A 15,458-nucleotide genomic window follows, 5' to 3' on the forward strand; every position below is an offset into this window, starting at 1 on the left:
GGCAAAGCCGCTGTCGGATTATTTGCCGTGCGCCACTTTGATCTTTTTACTGCCTGCTACAGTTTCGGGCGGCTTGGGGATTGTGACAGTCAAAACCCCGTCTTTGACCACGGCCTCAACGGTGTCGGCATCGATCACAAAAGGCAGGGTAATCATGCGTTGAAATGCGCCTGACATCCGCTCAATCCGGTGGAAATGACGGCCCTTGTCGTCGCTTTCTTCGTCCTTTTCAGACTTTTTCTCGCCCTTGATGATAATGCGATCCCCGGCGATCGAGACGTCGACATCTGCCTCTGTCATGCCGGGCAATTCGGCGGTGACACAGAATTCGGTTTCCGTTTCGCTAACGTTTGACCGCACGTTCATTTCGGTCGTGCCACTGAAAAAGCCGTTGCCAAAATCGTCAAACAGGCTGTCGACTTCTTTGCGCAGCGCGACCAAAGGGTGATCGTCGTCTTTGCGGTGCCGGATCCAATTGGTGGGTAAGTAATCTTGATAAGACATTGTGTGCTCCTGATGGATTTTGAGGTCCTTTGGAACAGTATAATTCGGTCGGTGGCGGGGTTTGATCTTCGTCAATTCCTTCATGCGATGCGACGGGGTTTTTACTCCGCGCTGGGTCGTCATTGGGGGGCCGCGTATGCTTGTCGGGATTTGCGCTTGGAAACTTGAGCATCGCTCTTGCTCATTCGCTCGACAACACCGTTGAACCCGCCCCCAAAATTGGGCTTAAAGCATCCCAACGCCGACGCAGGCCCCCTCGACAACGCGGAGCGCACCAGTGCCCACACCCCCAACACCCCAGATTGGCCAAAGCAGCAGATTGTCTGTGGCCCCGATGATGGATTGGACAGACCGTCATTGCCGGGCATTCCACCGCGTTTTGTCGCAAGAGGCGCTGTTATACACCGAGATGGTCACGGCACCCGCGTTGGTGCGCGGTGGGGCGCTGCATCTGCTGCGGTTTGATCCCTCGGAGCATCCTGTTGCGGTGCAGCTTGGCGGCTCAGACCCGGTGGAACTGGCCGCCGCCACGCGCCTGTGTGTTGAGGCTGGCTATGCAGAAGTTAACCTGAACGTTGGTTGCCCCTCTGACAGGGTGCAATCGGGCAGTTTTGGGGCGATCCTGATGGAAAACCCCGGTCTTGTGGCTGAGTGTGTTTTGGCGATGCGGGCCGCGGCGGGCGATGTGCCAGTTACGGTCAAATGCCGGATCGGCGTGGATGACCAAGATGTTGAAAACACACTGCCAGAGTTCCTGTCGCGCATCGTGGCAGCTGGGTGCGAACGGGTCACGATCCATGCCCGCAAAGCATGGCTTCAGGGTTTGTCGCCCAAGGAAAACCGCGATATCCCGCCGCTCAACTACGACCTCGTGCGTGAGATGAAGATGCTGTTTTCACACCTCGATATTTCGGTAAATGGGGGGATCGGCTCGTTGGATGAGGCGCTTGGGTTCATCAATGGCGGGCTTGACGGGGCGATGATTGGGCGCGCGGCCTATCACGAACCCTACACCATTCTGGCTGAAGTGGATCAGCGCGTATTTGGCAAAGACCGCCCCGTGATTTCGCGCCATGACGCGGCACTCGCGATGGTCCCCTACATTGAGGCGCATCTGGCCGAGGGCGGCAAGTTGGGCCAGGTCACGCGCCATATGCTGGGCCTGTTTACGGGGCAGCCGGGCGCGCGCACGTGGCGACGGACGCTGTCCGAGGGGGCCGCTCAGCCCGGCGCCGGGGTCGAAGTATTGCACGCAGCACTGGCACATGTCATGCCGCAGACAACCTCCTAAGTATCGGAAAACACCGTGCCAGATATTTCAGTTCTGCTCCCCTTCGTGGGGTTTCTCTTGGTTGTTGGCGGCTTTGCGGGTGTCTTGGCCGGATTGTTGGGCGTGGGCGGTGGTATCGTTTTGGTGCCTGCGTTTTACTTTGTGTTCCAACAACTTGGATACACCGGGCCGCAGCTGATGCAGGTGTGCGTGGCCACGTCGCTCGCGACAATTATTGTGACATCGTTGCGGTCCGTGCGGGCGCACCACGGCAAGGGCGCGGTCTCGTGGCAGACATTGCGCACATGGGCCCCGGGGATCGTTATGGGTGCCGCGACAAGCGTTTTGGTGGCCAATCAGCTTCGCTCGGACACGATGGTGATTATATTTGCCTGCCTCGCGCTGAGCGTTGCGGCCTACATGGGCCTGTCCAAGGATCACTGGCGTCTGGCGGATGCGATGCCGCAGGGCGTGCGCCGCGTGGTGATGTCAATTGGCGTTGGTTTTCTGAGCGTCCTGATGGGGATCGGCGGGGGCGGCATCGCGGTGCCGTTGATGAAGCTGCACGGTCGGCCCATGCACAGCGCTGTTGGCACGGCGGCGGGCTTTGGTCTGTTGATCGCGGTGCCCGGCGCGATTGGTTTTCTGCTCAGCCCAGCAGGGGCCGGAGCGCCCCCCGGAACCGTAGGGTTGGTGAACCTTCCGGCCTTTGCGATCATCGTCGCCATGACCACGATCACCACGCCAATTGGGGTTAACCTTGCGCATAAGTTGAACCCAAGTGTGCTGAAACGCGTGTTCGCGGCGTTCTTGTTCCTTGTGGCGCTGAACATGATCCGTCGGGCGATCATGGGATGAGTACGGCCGCGTTCGAAAACCGGGGCTGGGCGGTTTTTGATCCAGAGCCAGCGGTGGATGCATGGTGCGCGGCGGCAAACATTCGCGCGGATGCCGTAATGCGCGATCCGCGCCGTGCGCGCGAAAACCTACGTCATGGGCGGACGTGGTTTGTGGGCGTAGATGTGATGGGTTGCGACCCGTTCGGCACGGTGCCTGGCGGACCCAAGTTGGCCGGTGCGGGCGTTGAATTCGCAGCGGCCCAAATGTCAGACAATTGGAGCGGCGATTGGGGCCGCGGACAGTTGTCAGTGGCCTATCCCGGCTATCCGCGCCGAGACCCTCAGGAAAGTGTGGCCAACCACCGGTTCAGGGCGTTGCGCGATGGGGCGCATCTGGATGGTTTGCTGCCAATTGGTCCCGCGCGGCGGCGAAAGTTTGTGGAACCTCATGGCGTTATCGTCGGGATCGCCCTTGATGACAGCCGCGCGGGGCGCAGCCCCCTTGTGGTGTGGGAAGGCAGTCATCTTCGCCTGCGGGCAATGATGCGGGCAGCCTTGCGCGATGTCCCCGAACCCCAAATGTCTGACATTGATCTGACGGAGGTTTATGCGGCCACCCGCAAGGCATGCTTTGCGGAGTGTCCACGAATTGAGTTGGGCGTTGAGCCGGGGCAAGTGATCGTTCTTCACCGCGCGCTTTTGCACGGGATTGCGCCGTGGCGTAGCCCCACGCCGCGCCCACGCCGCGCGGTCTATTTCCGCCCAGAGCTGTCGACAGTTACCGACTGGCTGGCCTAAAGCTGAGGCGCTTGCCGTCCGGTGCGCCCACCGCGTCGCCCTTTGGGCTGCGGCTCACGGGTTGGTAACTCGGCCATGATGGCTTGGCGCACCTCGGGGGCCATGCTGGACCACGCGCCGATTTCATCAATGGACCGCGAACAGCCGATGCAAAGACGTGTCTCGGGATGGACAACGCAGACCTGCACACAGGGGCTTTCGATTTCGGCGCGACGCCAGACGGGCGGGGTGTCGGTCATGGTTCAGGTGTTCCTTAAGTTGCGCAGACGATCCAACGCCCCTTGCAAAATAAACCCAGCCGCAACGTGATCAATAACCTCTGCGCGACGTTTCCGCGACGTATCCGCCTCTAGCAGGGCGCGTTCGGCGGCCACGGTGCTGAGCCGTTCGTCCCAAAAGGTGATCGGAAGGGGGCAGCGGGCGGACAGGTTGCGGGCAAAGGCGCGCGTGGATTGCGCCCGGGGCCCTTCAGAGCCGTCCATATTGCGGGGCAGGCCCAGAACGATCCCACCCAACGCGCGTTTGGCAATGATCGCGTCCAGCTTGTCCACGTCCAGGCCGAACTTTTTGCGTTTGATCGTTTCCAACGGCGTGGCGATGGACAAGAGGCTATCTGACACGGCCACACCGATGGTCACGGTGCCCAAATCCAGCCCCGCAATTGCGGTGAACGGGGGCAAAATGGCGGCAAAGTCTTCTAGCGTTTCAAAGACGCTCATCCCGGGTTCACCCCAGCCTGATCTGCGGCGTGGTTCAGGATATCAAGCGCGCCCTGATCGCCCTCAAACACCAAGATTGCCTCGGAATAAACGCCAAAGGCCGCGTCCGTATTGCCCAGCACACCCAGCGATGTGATCAGGCGCGCCCATTCCTCGGGTGGTCCTCCTTCGGAGCCAAGACGTTCTGCCAGCCCTTGGACCATGCCTTGGATCATCTGGATACGGTCCTGCATCGACATTTCGCCCGCCGCTTCGATGTCATCAGAGCTAGGACCGCGGAGGCCGCCGGTTCCGGTCACGGGTTCATCGGCGCGTGGGATCGGTAGCTGATCAAGCGGCGTCGCATCGCCCGCAAGCGCGGAGACATCTTCGATCTGAAGCAAAATAGGCTCAAGCCATGGTGCGTCTGCCGTGCTGTCGGCCAGCAGGCGGCGCCATGTGGGCCAAGCCAAATCGTAGCGGCCAGCCTGCACATACATCAGGCCGGTGTAATAGCGTGCGGTGCCGTTGCGCGGGTCGCGACCCAGCGCGTTTTGCAACACGGCCTCGGCCTCCGGCGAGACGTAGCCACCAGCCGCAAGGATCATCAGTTCGGCCAATGTCGCGACTTCGCTGGCGGGGGCGTCGTTCACCCCAAGGATCTCGATCACACGTTGCTGCGCGGTGTAGGCGGCGACCATATTTCCAAGGCCTGCCTCATTGCGCACCAACAGGCGGTGGCCGCGCAGATCATCGGGGCGCTGTTGCAAAATTGCGCGCAGCTGGGTCATCAACTCGCTGACGTCTTCGGCGTCGATTTGCGGGGCAGGGCGTGAGGTTACTTGTTCTTCGGCTACCGCTTGGCTGGGACGGCTGGCGCGCGCGTCCTCAAGCTGTGCGATGCGGGTCTTGAGCGGCAGATCAGGATAGCCAGGCGCGCCGATCTGTAGATACGTGACAATCGTAATGCCAACCACAATCACAGCCGCCAAAGTGATGGCGAGGCTGCGGGGGCCGACGCCGTGGCCGATCCCAGTGTTGCGGTCCGCCTCTAGCAAACGACGAGAAATCTCAAGCCGGGTGCGTTCTGCGGCGTCTGGCGTAAGCACGCCGCGCGCCACGTCTTTTTCGACCTCACGCAGCTGATCGCGGTACACATCCACGTCTTGGGCTGCGCCGCTTTGCTCCGCGTCGGCGCCAAAGACCGTCCGCGCCAAAAGCCCCACAACCACAAGCAGGGTCGCCCCGGCAACCAGCCAAAATATCATTCCTACACTCCCGTCGGTTTTGATAGATTTAGTATGCCCGAGGCTTGGGCAAAACCCCCAAAGTTGCGGCAAAACGGATGTGTTTTTCGGCAATGTCGCAATTGACGATTTAAGAGACGCCTGCGCGCGGCTTGAAGATCGTTTTGCGAGAGATACCCTCATCCAAGACTGACCCGGGAGCCCTGTGCGCATGAAACGCTATTCTGCCTTTGCTATCGCCCGTGAGGCCGCGAATTACCACCAAGGGTGGGAACGCGCGTGGGCCAAACGCGCGCCTAAAAAACGCTATGATGCCATCATCATAGGTGCCGGTGGCCACGGGCTGGCCAGCGCCTATTACCTTGGCAAAAACCACGGGATCACGAATGTGGCCGTGTTAGAAAAAGGCTGGTTGGGGGGCGGCAACACGGGCCGTAACACCACGATCATCCGGTCCAACTATTTGCAGGACCCTTCGGCGGCGATCTATGAAAAGGCGCGGTCGCTCTATGAAACGCTGTCGCAGGACCTGAACTATAACGTAATGTTCAGCCCGCGCGGCGTGATCATGTTGGCGCAGACCCATCATGAGGTGCGTGGCTATCAACGCACGGCGCATGCCAACGCGCTGCAAGGGGTCAAAACCGAATGGATCGGACCTGAGCGCGTCAAACAGCTGTGTCCGATCATGAATATCGAAGGCCCGCGCTATCCCGTCTTGGGTGGCCTGTGGCAGGCTCGTGGCGGTACTGCGCGGCACGACGCGGTGGCTTGGGGCTACGCGCGGGCGTGTTCGGACATGGGGATGGACATCATCCAACAGTGCGAAGTGACCGGTGTGACGTCTGAGGGCGGCAAGGTCACCGGAGTGCAGACGTCGCTGGGTGACATCGGGTGTAATTCGCTCGGGATCGTGGTTGCGGGTCATTCCAGCCACGTCGCCGAAATGGCAGGCTTCCGCCTCCCCATCGAGAGCGTCGCCTTGCAAGCCCTTGTTTCGGAACCAATCAAGCCCTGTATGGATGTGGTCGTTATGGCCAACACGGTCCACGGCTACATGAGCCAATCTGATAAAGGTGAGATGGTGATTGGTGGTGGCACCGACGGCTACAACAACTACACACAGCGCGGATCGTTCCACCATATTGAGGAAACCGTACGCGCCTTGATCGAGACGTTCCCGATGATCTCCCGGCTCAAGATGTTGCGCCAGTGGGGTGGGATTGTGGATGTGACGGGCGACCGCTCGCCGATCTTGTCGAAAACCCCACTTGAGGGTTGCTACATCAACTGCGGCTGGGGCACCGGTGGGTTCAAGGCGATCCCGGGCTCGGGCTTTGGGTTCGCGGAATTAATGGCCAAAGGCTACTCGCCGCTCACGGCTGAATTCGGGATGGAGCGTTTCCGCGAGGGCCGGTTCATCGACGAAAGCGTCGCGGCAGGGGTGGCACACTGATGATCGCCACGCCCCAAATTGACATGCCCCGCTCGGCCCCGTTCAACATCTTTGCCTCTCGGCCAATCATGAAAAAAGGGATGCGCCCATGCTAACCCTCAAATGCCCATACTGCGGCGTCCAAGCCTGTGAGACAGAATTGTCCCCCGGCTATGAAGCGCACCTCAAACGCTTTGGCCCCGGTTCCAGCGATGACGATTTTGAGACGTATTTGTTCACGCGTCCCAACGTAAAAGGCGTCCATTTTGAGCGGTGGCGCCACGCCTACGGCTGCGGCAAGTGGTTCCTTGCGGCGCGCTGCACCACAACGCTTGAGGTGTTTGGCACCTATTCGGCGCAAACACCCGCACCTCCGGCTGAAATCATCGAAGCCATCAAATCCAAACGCCCCGACTGGAGCCCAGAGACATGAGCTTTCGTCTGCCTAGCGGCGGTCGCTTGATTGACCGCACTTCCGAGCTGAAATTCACCTTCAACGGGCGCATTATGCGCGGGTTTGCTGGCGATACATTGGCCTCTGCGCTGCTTGCGCGCGATCAGATTTTGATGGGGCGGTCGTTCAAATACCACCGTCCACGCGGCGTCGTCGCCAGCGGTGCAGAAGAGCCGAACGCGCTGATGAACATCGGTGAAGGCGGGCGGTTTGAGCCGAACCAACGCGCCACCACCGCGGAGTTGTTCGACGGTATGGCTGCGCGCAGTCAAAACCATTGGCCAAGCCTTGAGTTCGACGTCGGCGCGATCAACGCAAAGTTCGCGCGGTTCTTGCCCGCAGGTTTTTACTACAAGACGTTCCTCTATCCGCGTCACTTCTGGAAGTACGTGTTTGAGCCGATCATTCGTCAGTCGGCCGGTCTGGGCGCGGCTCCAAAAGAGGCTGACGCCGACACTTATGAACACTTCTATGCATTCTGCGATGTGTTGGTTGTTGGCGGCGGTATCGCGGGGCTGATGGCTGCGCGGGACGCGGCCGCCGATGGCAAACGCGTGATTGTACTGGAACAGAACGGCCACTGGGGCGGTCGTGCGCCAGTGGACGGCGCCGTGGTTGAAGGCAAACCTGCGGATGAGTGGGTGAGCGACACGCTGCAAACCCTTGAAGCGAATGAGAACGTAACGCTGCGTGACCGCTGCATGGGCGCAGGCGTCTACGACCACGGCTATGTCTTGGGCTATGAGCGCATCACCGATCACGCGCCTACAAATGACGTGCCGCGCCACCGCTTGTGGCGGATCCGTGCAGGCCATGTTGTGACTGCAACGGGCGCGCTGGAACGTCCGCTGAGCTTTGCGGGGAATGACCTGCCCGGTGTGATGCTGGCCTCTGCGGTGCGGGATTACGTGGTGAACCACGCGGTGGCTCCGGGCAAACGCACTGTGGTCGTGACGAACAACGATGACGCCTACCGCACCGCTGAGGTGATGGTGAATGCGGGGCTGAGCGTGCCAGCGATTATCGATGCGCGTCCCAGCGTGGATGAGGCTCTTATAAGCAAATTCAGTGACTTGGGGGTTGAGGTTAAAGTCGGCTCCGCTATTGCTAAGGTCAAAGGCAAAGACCGTGTGGCCGCTGTCGCGGTGTGTGCGCAAGACAGCAATGGCAGCGTCAGCACGACGATCGAATGCGATGCGGTCGCCATGTCCGGGGGCTGGTCCCCGGTGGTGCATCTGTGGTCGCATTGCGGTGGCAAGCTGACGTGGGACGAAGATCAGGCGATGTTCCGGCCGGATCCAAACCGTCCGCCCACCAATCAAACCGGCGACGGCTTTGTGTCGGTCGTCGGTTGGGCCAATGGTGAGATTGACCAAGGTGACATCGCGCCAGTTTGGATCATGCCCCAAGGCGCCTCGATCGAGACGCGCAACAAGATGTGGCTCGATTTCCAAAACGATGTCAAAGTGTCGGACGTGCAGTTGGCTGCGCAAGAAGGCTTCGAAAGCGTTGAACATGCCAAGCGCTACACCACCCTTGGGATGGCAACGGACCAAGGCAAGTTGAGCAATATCAACGGTCTTGCGGTTTTGGCGGATGCATTGGACACAGGCATCCCGCAGGTGGGGACGACTACGTTCCGCCCGCCTTACACACCCATTTCGATGGGCGCGATTGCTGGCGAAGCGCGGGGAGAGATCTTCCAACCGCTGCGCCGGACACCTATGCACGCGTGGCATGAAAAGAACGGTGCCCACTGGGAACCCGTTGGTCATTGGCGGCGGCCCTATTGCTTCCAACAACCGGGCGAAAGCGTGGAGGACGCGGTCAACCGCGAGATTACCAACACCCGCACCAGCCTTGGCCTTCTCGATGCCTCAACACTGGGCAAAATCGTGGTTAAGGGGCCGGACGCGGGCAAGTTCCTCGACATGCTCTACACGAACATGATGTCGAACCTGAAGCCGGGTAAATGCCGCTATGGGCTCATGTGCTCGGAAAACGGGTTCTTGATGGATGACGGCGTCGTGGCGCGCATCGATGAGGACACGTGGCTTTGCCACACCACGACCGGTGGCGCGGACCGCATCCACGCGTGGATGGAGGATTGGCTCCAGTGCGAATGGTGGGACTGGAAGGTTTGGACCTTGAACCTGACGGAGCAATTTGCGCAGGTTGCCGTGGTCGGGCCGAACGCCCGTACCATGTTGGAAACACTCGGCGGCATGGACCTAAGCGCGCAGGCGCTGCCGTTTATGGGGTGGGCTGATGGTAAGATCGGTGACTTTAACGTCCGCGTGTACCGCATTAGTTTCTCTGGTGAATTGTCCTATGAGATTTCTGTGCCTGCCTCGGAAGGCCTCGCTTTCTGGGAGGCATTGATGAACGCTGGTGAACCCTTTGGGATCACGCCGTATGGCACCGAAGCGCTCCACGTGATGCGGGCCGAAAAGGGCTTTATCATGATCGGTGATGAAACCGACGGCACCGTGATCCCGCAAGACCTTGGGCTCAACTGGGCGTTGTCGAAAAAGAAAGAGGACTTCCTTGGCAAGCGCGCCCACAGCCGCAGCCACATGGCAGATCCGACCCGGTGGAAGCTGGTGGGGCTGGAAACTGTGGACGGCAGCGTTCTGCCTGATGGGGCCTACGCCGTGGCGGATGGCCACAATGAAAACGGGCAACGCAATATGATTGGGCGCGTGACCTCGACCTATTACTCGCCCACGCTGGACCGCGGGATTGCGATGGGGCTGGTGCTGCACGGGCCTGATCGCATGGGTGAGGTGCTTGCCTTCCCGCGTGTTGATGGCACGGTTGCCTATGCGCGAATTGTCAGTCCTGTGTTTTATGACCCTGAGGGGGAGAAGCAAAATGTCTAATGCAATGAGCGTATTAGAAGGCGTCGCGTCGACCGGATTTGTGACCGTTCGGGACGCAGGCTTGACGGGCATGGTCAGTGTACGCGCCGATCTGACCGACGCAGCAACGGTCGCCGCGTTGGCGTCCTGCGGGATTACGGTGCCGGCTGTCCGCCAGATCGTGGATGGCGTGGCATGGATGGCGCCGGATGAGTTGCTGCTGGTCACGGAGTACGCCTACGCACCCGCGCTCGCGCAAAAAGTGCAGGCCGCGATGGCGGACACCCACGCGTTGGTGCACGTGGTGTCGGACGCGCGCGCCGTTCTGCGGGTTGAGGGCGCGGGCACGAAAGAAGCCTTGGCCAAGCTATGCCCGGTGGATCTGGCCACGCTTGCCCCTGGTGAGGTGCGCCGCACCCGCTTGGCGCAAGTTGCTGCTGCATTCTGGCTCGAGGACGCAGAAAACGCACAGATCATCTGCTTCCGCTCAGTCGCGGACTACGTGTTTGGCGCGCTTCAGATGTCTGCGCGCAAGGGGTCTGAGGTGGGTGTTTTCACGCGCTAAACCCGCCTATGATGTGAAACCGCGCCGTCAGGGGTTGACCTTGGGGCCGGTCACACGACATTGAGCGTTAACGATCCATAAGACCTACAGGAGAGACCTACATGGCTTTTGAACTGCCTGACCTTCCCTATGCCCACGACGCCTTGGCCGACAAAGGCATGTCCGCAGAGACGCTGGAATACCACCACGACCTGCACCACAAGGCATACGTCGATAATGGCAACAAGCTGATCGCCGGCACCGAGTGGGACGGCAAGTCGATGGAAGACATCATCAAGGGCACTTACGACGCAACAGCCGTGGCCCAAAATGGTATCTTCAACAACATCTCGCAGCTGTGGAACCACAACCAGTTTTGGGAAATGATGGGCCCAGGCGCGTCGGCTATGCCGGGTGAGCTGGAAAAAGCTCTGGTTGAAAGCTTTGGTTCGGTCGAAGAATTCAAGTCGCAGTTTTCTGCTGCGGGCGCTGGTCAGTTCGGTTCAGGCTGGGCGTGGCTGGTCAAAACAGCAGACGGTGGCCTTGCGGTGACCAAGACCGAAAACGGCGTGAACCCGCTGTGCTTTGGTCAGACCGCTCTCTTGGGCTGTGATGTGTGGGAACACTCCTACTACATCGACTTCCGTAACAAGCGCCCTGCGTATCTGTCGAACTTCCTCGACAATCTCGTGAACTGGGAAAACGTCGCGTCCCGCATGTAATTGCGTGCCGATCGACATTGATGAAAGCACGCCTTCGGGCGTGCTTTTTTTGTTATGCAACGGCTTACATCAACCCAATACCGTTATGAAAGCCGTTACATCGCGCTATTGCTGTGTTGCGTCCAACGCGTCTGCAACATCATCGCGGACTGTGAACAGCGACAACAATGATGCGTCGGCAAACCCCTCGTGCACGACGTGTTGCAACAACGTCAAAAGCGGGTTCCAGTAGCCATCGGTATTCAACAACACGATGGGTTTCGCGTGCAGCCCAAGTTGCGCCCACGTCAGAACTTCCATCAACTCATCCAAGCTTCCGGCGCCCCCGGGCAAAACCACGACGGCATCGGCGTTCATGAACATGACTTTCTTACGCTCATGCATGGTTTCGGTGATGATAAAGGTGCCCAAGTCGCGTTTGCCGACTTCGCGCTGCAAAAGGTGCGTGGGGATAACGCCAAAGGTATCACCGCCCGCTGCTTGTGCGCCGCGTGCAACTCGGCCCATCAACCCAACATCGCCCGCACCATAGACCAATCGCCAGCCGCGTACCGCAAGGCCGTGGCCCAGTGCATCCGCAGCAGCGGCATAGGCAGGATTATTGCCATCACGAGATCCACAATAGACGCAAACAGAGTGAGCCATGTCGCACACCAACCTTTGATGATAAGTAGAAGAAAGGGATGACTTTTCCTTGGCTACACGCCTTGCTAGTGTGGCGCAACCGGGTCCAAGTTTAAGGGCCTTGCAATAATGCTCTCGCAGAGGGCGCTCAGAAGGTAGGCATCATGGCACTGTTGAATGCAAACGCGCAAAAAAGTTTGGGCGTCGTGGTTTTGATTGCGGGGCTTGGCGCGGCTGTCTTTTGGTTGCGCCCTGAGGCTGAGCCTGAGGTTTCGGAAGCGGTTGTGGAAGTGCCTGAGCCTGCAGTGATCCAGCCGCAAGAAGCGCCAGAAGCCATCGTCGTTGCGGAGGTTGAGCCCGAGATCGAACCTGAGCAAGACGTCGCGCCGGTGGCAACGCCTGAGGTTGCAGTCGTAGCGGATGAGGCGTCACCGCCGGTTGTGTCTGCACCAACCGAAGTGGTTGCTGCTCCGGCGGAGACCGTGGTTGTGGCTGAGGAAGTGGTGGCGGATGAGGTTGAGGCCGATCCTATTGAAACCGCAAACGAAACCGCCCAGCCTGAGGTGGAAGAAGCGCCTGCCAAGCCAAGCCCGCCTGTCGTCTCAACCATAAGAATTGATCCGATTGGCAATGCGCTTCTGGCCGGCACCGCAGTGCCCGGCGCAACAGTCCAGATCGTCTTGGGAACAGAGGTTTTGGCCGAGGTGCGGGCCAATGCGCAGGGCGATTTCGCCGCGTTGTTCGACCTCGCACCCAGCGAAACGGCGCGCAGCTTGCGCGTACGTGTTCAGCTGAGCGACGGGTCCGTCGTCGATGCCGATGATACGATCTTGGTCGCGGCGGTGCAGCCCGCCACACCCCCAGTTGCAATCGCGACGGACGCAGAGGTCGAGACATCGTCAGAGCAAATGGCGGCCTTGGATGTAGCGTCTGATGCGGACGAGCCAATCAAGGAATTAGAGCAAGCGACTGAGGATACGTCGCTTGAAGCTCCTGTCGAAACAGCTTCAGCAGCCCCAAAGGTCGCGCCAACAGTGCTGCGCAGCCAAGGAGATGCCGTCGAAATCGTGCAGGGCGCACCGGATTTGGTGGCGGACATTGGCATCGATACGATCACCTACGATGAACTTGGAAATGTTGTGCTGAGCGGGCGCGGCAAGGACGAGCGGGTCGTGCAAGTCTATCTTGATGATGAACCCGTGCGCACAGTCGATATTGGTGAAGAGGGCACATGGCGGACGGAATTGTCCGACGTGGAGGAGGGCATCTATACTCTGCGGATCGACGCGTTGGACGCTGACGGGACGGTCGTTTCGCGGCTAGAGACCCCGTTTGAGCGCGCCCCGGCACAGGTCGCCGCAAGCGTTGCACAAGCGGGCGATGTGTTTGTGACGGTGCAGCCCGGATTTACTTTGTGGGGGATCGCAAAGTCGCAATACGGCGACGGCCTGCTTTACGTTCAAGTGTTTGAGGCAAACCGCGCGTTGATCCGCGACCCAGATCTGATCTATCCCGGTCAAGTGTTCGAAGTGCCCGCGGCGGCAAGCAACAATTGAACCATATTGGTTTCGCTCTGGTGATGCCGGGTCGGGCCGTTTAGACTATCGTAACCTCATTAAAAGGTTTTTTGCGTGCGCGCCCCTCAAGACCTCCAACCAGCATCTGAATTCTCGGCGTCCGGCTTGTCCGTCATTCGCCGTGTCGCACCGTACCTATGGCCGGAGGACAAGCCATGGGTGAAGCGGCGCGTTGTGCTGGCCCTTTCGATGCTGGTTTTTGCCAAAGTCATCGCGGTCGGCACGCCCTTTTTGTACAAGGTTGCGGTGGATGCGCTTGCGGGTGAGGCGGTTGATGCGACGTGGATGATGGCGCTCGGGGCTGTCGGGTTGACCATCGCATACGGGATGGCGCGCGCCATGACCGTGGGTTTCCAACAGTTGCGAGATGTGATTTTCGCCGCAGTCGGGCAGGGTGCTTTGCGGCAGTTGGCGCTGCAAACGTTTACCCATATCCATCGGCTGTCGTTGCGGTATCATATCACGCGTAAAACTGGCGGGCTGAGCCGGATCATTGAACGCGGCGTCAAAGGCGTGGATTTTCTTCTGCGGTTCTTGTTGTTCTCTATTGGTCCACTTCTGCTGGAACTGTTGATGATCGCGGGCGTTTTGTTCGTTTTATTTGACGCGTGGTACCTTGTGATCGTAGTCGGCACGATTGCCATTTATGTTTGGTTCACGTTTGCCGTGACCGAGTGGCGGGTCAAAATTCGCAAGGTCATGAATGAACAGGACACGGATGCGAACCAAAAGGCCATCGACAGTCTGCTGAACTTTGAAACGGTCAAGTATTTCGGCGCCGAGGCGCGGGAAGCTGCGCGTTACGACAGTGCGATGGAGCGGTATGAGGCGGCGGCGCTCAAGACGTCATACTCGCTCGCGTTTTTGAACTTTGGCCAATCGCTGATCATCACATCCGGGCTTGTGGGCGTTATGGTCCTTGCGGCCGTTGGGGTGCAGAATGGCGCGCTAACGGTTGGCGATTTTGTGATGGTTAACGCCTACATGATCCAGATCACGATGCCGCTGAATTTTTTGGGAACGGTTTATCGCGAAATCCGGCAAGCGTTGGTGGACATGGGCGAAATGTTTGGCCTGCTGGAACAACCAGCCGAGGTGCAGGATGCGCCCGGCGCGGCTGACCTCGACGTATCGGCGGGTGACGTCCGGTTTGATGATATCCACTTTGGTTACGATGCAGCGCGGCCGATCCTGAAAGGGGTTTCGCTGCACGTACGACCCGGCCAGACAGTCGCGATCGTGGGGCCGTCTGGATCGGGTAAATCCACAATGGGTCGCCTGTTGTTTAGGTTCTACGATGTGACTGGGGGAGCGGTGCGGATCGACGCGCAGGACGTCCGCGATGTGACACAAGCCAGTGTCCACGCGCGTATCGGGATCGTACCGCAAGACACCGTCCTGTTTAATGACACCCTGTATTATAACATTGCATATGGTCGTCCGGATGCCACTCGGGCGGAAGTTGTTGAAGCCGCGCGTGCTGCAAAGATAGATGGCTTCATCGAAAGTCTGCCTGATGGCTATGATACGCAAGTGGGTGAGCGGGGCCTAAAGTTATCTGGTGGTGAAAAGCAGCGCGTGGGTATTGCGCGCACCTTGCTAAAAGACCCACCGATCTTGGTTTTGGACGAAGCAACTTCGGCTTTGGACTCTGAAACCGAGCGCGAAATCCAGTCTGAGCTTCGTGAAATGAGTGCGGGTCGCAGCGTGATTATGATCGCGCACCGTCTTTCTACGGTGGCTGATGCCGATATGATTGTTGTTTTGGAAGGTGGCGTGATCGTTGAAAGTGGCACCTACAAAGAACTCATCACACGGGATGGGCGCTTTGCCCAAATGTGGTCCAAGCAGCAGTCCGAGGCAGAAACGGCGGCATAGTGGCTGC

General features: G+C 59.3%; 15 protein-coding genes. 10 read left to right on the forward strand and 5 right to left on the reverse strand.

The annotated features are described in order from the left end of the window. Positions 1 to 18 precede the first annotated feature (18 nt). Entirely contained in the window at positions 19 to 504 is a 486-nt protein-coding gene (locus PM04_RS01000; protein WP_038002773.1) for an Hsp20/alpha crystallin family protein, read from the reverse strand. 277 nt (positions 505 to 781) lie between these two features. Here PM04_RS01000 and dusA point away from each other — a divergent pair, with 277 nt between their 5' ends. The 3 genes from dusA to PM04_RS01015 are packed head-to-tail and all read left to right on the forward strand — an operon-like array spanning position 782 to position 3,411. Continuing rightward, entirely contained in the window at positions 782 to 1,795 is a 1,014-nt protein-coding gene (gene dusA, locus PM04_RS01005) for a tRNA dihydrouridine(20/20a) synthase DusA (protein ID WP_038002776.1), read from the forward strand. A gap of 15 nt (positions 1,796 to 1,810) precedes the next feature. Then, complete coding sequence (locus PM04_RS01010) at positions 1,811 to 2,632, forward strand: sulfite exporter TauE/SafE family protein (RefSeq protein ID WP_038002777.1); 822 nt, start codon at positions 1,811 to 1,813, stop codon at positions 2,630 to 2,632. Further along, on the forward strand, positions 2,629 to 3,411 hold the full coding sequence (locus tag PM04_RS01015) for a phytanoyl-CoA dioxygenase family protein (protein WP_038002779.1): 783 nt from the start codon (positions 2,629 to 2,631) through the stop codon (positions 3,409 to 3,411). Before PM04_RS01010 ends, PM04_RS01015 begins: the two co-directional genes overlap by 4 nt. On the opposite strand, the gene PM04_RS01020 is transcribed toward PM04_RS01015, so the two are convergent. The 3 genes from PM04_RS01020 to ccmI are packed head-to-tail and all read right to left on the reverse strand — an operon-like array spanning position 3,408 to position 5,377. Further along, positions 3,408 to 3,650: a DUF1289 domain-containing protein gene (locus PM04_RS01020; RefSeq protein ID WP_038002781.1), complete on the reverse strand. Its 243-nt coding sequence runs from the start codon at positions 3,648 to 3,650 to the stop codon at positions 3,408 to 3,410. The two genes, PM04_RS01015 and PM04_RS01020, sit on opposite strands and share 4 nt — an antisense overlap. A gap of 3 nt (positions 3,651 to 3,653) precedes the next feature. Beyond that, positions 3,654 to 4,130, reverse strand: coding sequence for a Holliday junction resolvase RuvX (ruvX, locus tag PM04_RS01025; protein ID WP_038002783.1), 477 nt, complete (start codon positions 4,128 to 4,130; stop codon positions 3,654 to 3,656). Next, entirely contained in the window at positions 4,127 to 5,377 is a 1,251-nt protein-coding gene (gene ccmI / locus PM04_RS01030; RefSeq protein ID WP_038002785.1) for a c-type cytochrome biogenesis protein CcmI, read from the reverse strand. Before ccmI ends, ruvX begins: the two co-directional genes overlap by 4 nt. Before the next feature lie 190 nt (positions 5,378 to 5,567). Here ccmI and PM04_RS01035 point away from each other — a divergent pair, with 190 nt between their 5' ends. The 5 genes from PM04_RS01035 to PM04_RS01055 all read left to right on the forward strand — a co-directional run bounded on the left by PM04_RS01035 (position 5,568) and on the right by PM04_RS01055 (position 11,372). Next, on the forward strand, positions 5,568 to 6,812 hold the full coding sequence (locus PM04_RS01035) for a sarcosine oxidase subunit beta family protein (protein WP_038002788.1): 1,245 nt from the start codon (positions 5,568 to 5,570) through the stop codon (positions 6,810 to 6,812). Positions 6,813 to 6,900: 88 nt separating this feature from the next. Beyond that, complete coding sequence (locus PM04_RS01040) at positions 6,901 to 7,224, forward strand: sarcosine oxidase subunit delta (RefSeq protein WP_038002790.1); 324 nt, start codon at positions 6,901 to 6,903, stop codon at positions 7,222 to 7,224. Beyond that, positions 7,221 to 10,127, forward strand: coding sequence for a 2Fe-2S iron-sulfur cluster-binding protein (locus PM04_RS01045; RefSeq protein WP_038002792.1), 2,907 nt, complete (start codon positions 7,221 to 7,223; stop codon positions 10,125 to 10,127). The genes PM04_RS01040 and PM04_RS01045 overlap by 4 nt, the downstream gene beginning before the upstream one ends. Next, entirely contained in the window at positions 10,120 to 10,671 is a 552-nt protein-coding gene (locus tag PM04_RS01050) for a sarcosine oxidase subunit gamma (RefSeq protein ID WP_038002794.1), read from the forward strand. The genes PM04_RS01045 and PM04_RS01050 overlap by 8 nt, the downstream gene beginning before the upstream one ends. A 101-nt stretch (positions 10,672 to 10,772) precedes the next feature. Then, a complete protein-coding gene (locus tag PM04_RS01055; protein WP_038002796.1) occupies positions 10,773 to 11,372 on the forward strand; it encodes a superoxide dismutase in 600 nt (199 codons plus the stop codon). A gap of 105 nt (positions 11,373 to 11,477) precedes the next feature. Here the strand turns inward: PM04_RS01055 and PM04_RS01060 are convergent, their stop codons facing one another. Further along, on the reverse strand, positions 11,478 to 12,017 hold the full coding sequence (locus PM04_RS01060) for a TIGR00730 family Rossman fold protein (protein ID WP_038002798.1): 540 nt from the start codon (positions 12,015 to 12,017) through the stop codon (positions 11,478 to 11,480). Between the two features lie 143 nt (positions 12,018 to 12,160). Between PM04_RS01060 and PM04_RS01065 the strand changes: the two genes are divergently transcribed. Then, complete coding sequence (locus PM04_RS01065) at positions 12,161 to 13,552, forward strand: LysM peptidoglycan-binding domain-containing protein (RefSeq protein WP_052068266.1); 1,392 nt, start codon at positions 12,161 to 12,163, stop codon at positions 13,550 to 13,552. A 75-nt stretch (positions 13,553 to 13,627) separates the two neighbouring features. Continuing rightward, positions 13,628 to 15,451, forward strand: coding sequence for an ABC transporter ATP-binding protein/permease (locus PM04_RS01070; RefSeq protein WP_038002799.1), 1,824 nt, complete (start codon positions 13,628 to 13,630; stop codon positions 15,449 to 15,451). The last annotated feature ends 7 nt before the right edge of the window (positions 15,452 to 15,458 follow it).

This window comes from Thalassobacter sp. 16PALIMAR09 (assembly GCF_000765485.1).
GTDB lineage: Bacteria > Pseudomonadota > Alphaproteobacteria > Rhodobacterales > Rhodobacteraceae > Thalassobacter > Thalassobacter stenotrophicus.